The organism is Mycobacterium sp., from assembly GCF_049673265.1.
GTDB lineage: Bacteria > Actinomycetota > Actinomycetes > Mycobacteriales > Mycobacteriaceae > Mycobacterium.
The window spans coordinates 1-2363 of record NZ_JBATXN010000234.1 but is presented as its reverse complement, the minus strand read 5'-3'; the positions used below and the strand labels follow the sequence as shown (position 1 = coordinate 2363).

Here is a 2363-nt window from a genome sequence, read left to right as displayed (position 1 = left end):
CCGGGCAACGGCCCCGCCGCCGGTGGGCAGGCCCCCGGGCTTCCGTCGGGCGGCGACGCCGGGTTGCCCATGCCAGGCGACTTGCCTCTACCCGACCAGCTGGCACCTCCGGCGCAGCCGCGGCCGTATCCGCTAGATCCGCCGCCCACACCGGGCCAGCCCGCACCGACACCGCCGCCGGCCACGCCGGCGCCGCCCGCTCCGGTGCAGCCCGGGCCAGCTGATCCGCGTAAGGATCTGGCCGAGCGGATCGCCAAGGAAAGAGAGTGGCGCCAGAGCACGAATAAGGGTGTGCAGTTCCTGGCCTTGCAGTACGAAGCCAGCCGATGCTTCCAGGAAGACATTCTGGCCGGCAACGACGACCCCAACCTGCCGCTGGTGACGTGCGACAAGGACCACAAAGATGCCTACCTGTTGGCGCCGTCGATCATCGCCGGCGACCAGATCGCGAACGCCAGCTCCGGGTTCAACCAACAAAACGCCAACTACGTCATCGACCTGCAGTTCAAGAGTGCGGCCGCAGACACCTGGGCGGATTTCACCGCATCGCACATCGGTACCCAAACCGCGTTCACGTTGGACTCCCAGGTAGTGAGCGCACCGCGGATCGAGGAAGCCATCCCAGGCGGCCGGACCCAAATCCACGGTGAATTCACCAGTGCCCAGGCACGCCAGCTCGCCAACGTCCTCAAATACGGCTCGCTGCCGTTGTCGTTCGAATCATCAGAAGCCCAAACCGTCTCGGCGACACTGGGATTGACGTCGCTGCACGCGGGCCTGATCGCGGGCGCCATCGGACTGGCGATGGTGTTGCTGTACTCGCTGATCTATTACCGAGTGTTGGGGTTGCTGACCGCCTTGTCGCTAGTAGCTTCCGGCGCAATGGTTTTCGCAATCCTGGTGCTACTTGGCCGGTATATCAACTACACCCTCGACTTGGCAGGTATCGCAGGTTTGATCATTGGTATCGGTACGACGGCCGACTCGTTCGTGGTGTTCTTCGAACGCATCAACGACGAGATCCGCGCAGGCCCTTCGTTCCGATCGGCAGTTCCTCGTGGTTGGGCGCGGGCCCGCAAGACCATCGTGTCGGGTAACGCGGTGACGTTCTTGGCCGCTGCGGTGCTGTATTTCCTGGCGATCGGGCAGGTGAAGGGATTCGCGTTCACCCTGGGCCTCACCACGATCCTCGACATCGTCGTGGTGTTCCTGGTGACCTGGCCGCTGGTGTACCAAGCATCCAGGTCCACGGCGCTGGCCAAGCCCGCCTACAACGGCCTGGGGGCGGTGCAACAGGTCGCGCGCGAACGGCGGGCAGCCCAACTTACGGGACGGGGGTAGCGAGATGGCCGACAAGACGACTGCCGTTGAAATCAGCGACGACACCGCAACCGTCGTCCGCCCGACCCATGACGAAACGCTGCCGCGCCACAGTTTCCTGTCGCGGCTCTACACCGGTACTGGCGCGTTCGAGGTCATTGGCCGCCGCCGGCTGTGGTACGGCATCAGCGGAACCATCGTGGCGATCGCGATCGTCAGTATCGTGTTACGCGGCTTCACATTTGGTATCGACTTCAACGGCGGCACCACGATGTCACTGCCCGCCGTAGGCGGGACGGGCCCAGTTCAGGTGAGCCAGGTGGAGGAAGTCTTCCGGCAAACGCTGGGCGAGAACCCCGAAACGGTGGTGATCGTCGGCAACGGCGCCGGAGCGACCGTGCAGATTCGTTCCGAAACGCTATCCAACGACAAGACGGAGAAGCTGCGGAACGCCCTGTTCGACAGATTCCAGCCCAAGGGCGCCGACGGCAAGCCCAGCAAGCAGTCCATCTCCGACTCAGCTGTGTCGTCGACCTGGGGCGGTCAGATCACCAAGAAGGCCGTGATCGCGCTGGTGGTCTTCCTAGTGCTGGTCAGCCTGTACATCACCGTGCGCTACGAGCGCTACATGGCGATCTCCGCTTTAACGACAATGTGTTTCGACCTCAGTGTCACCGCGGGGGTCTACTCGTTGGTGGGCTTCGAGGTCACCCCCGCCACGGTTATCGGCTTGCTGACGATCCTCGGTTTCTCGCTGTACGACACCGTCATCGTGTTCGACAAGGTCGAGGAGAACACGCACGACTTCCAGCACACCACCCGGCGCACCTTCGCCGAGGAGGCCAACCTCGCGATCAACCAGACCTTTATGCGCTCGATCAACACCAGCCTGATCTCGGTGCTGCCCGTGTTGGCGCTGATGGTGGTTGCGGTGTGGCTGCTGGGCGTGGGCACGCTCTAGGACCTGGCGCTGGTGCAGCTGGTCGGCATCATCGTCGGCACTTACTCGTCGATTTTCTTCGCCACCCCGCTGCTGGTCAGCC

1 protein-coding gene and 1 pseudogene are annotated in these 2363 nt (G+C 63.6%); both read left to right on the top strand.

The features are described 5' to 3' along the window. Positions 1-1341: protein translocase subunit SecD (secD, locus tag WBF82_RS08360; protein WP_424382581.1), on the top strand; the 1341-nt coding region annotated here is incomplete at its 5' end. A gap of 4 nt (positions 1342-1345) precedes the next feature. After that, positions 1346-2363: pseudogene (gene secF, locus WBF82_RS08355) on the top strand (protein translocase subunit SecF); the annotation flags it as partial.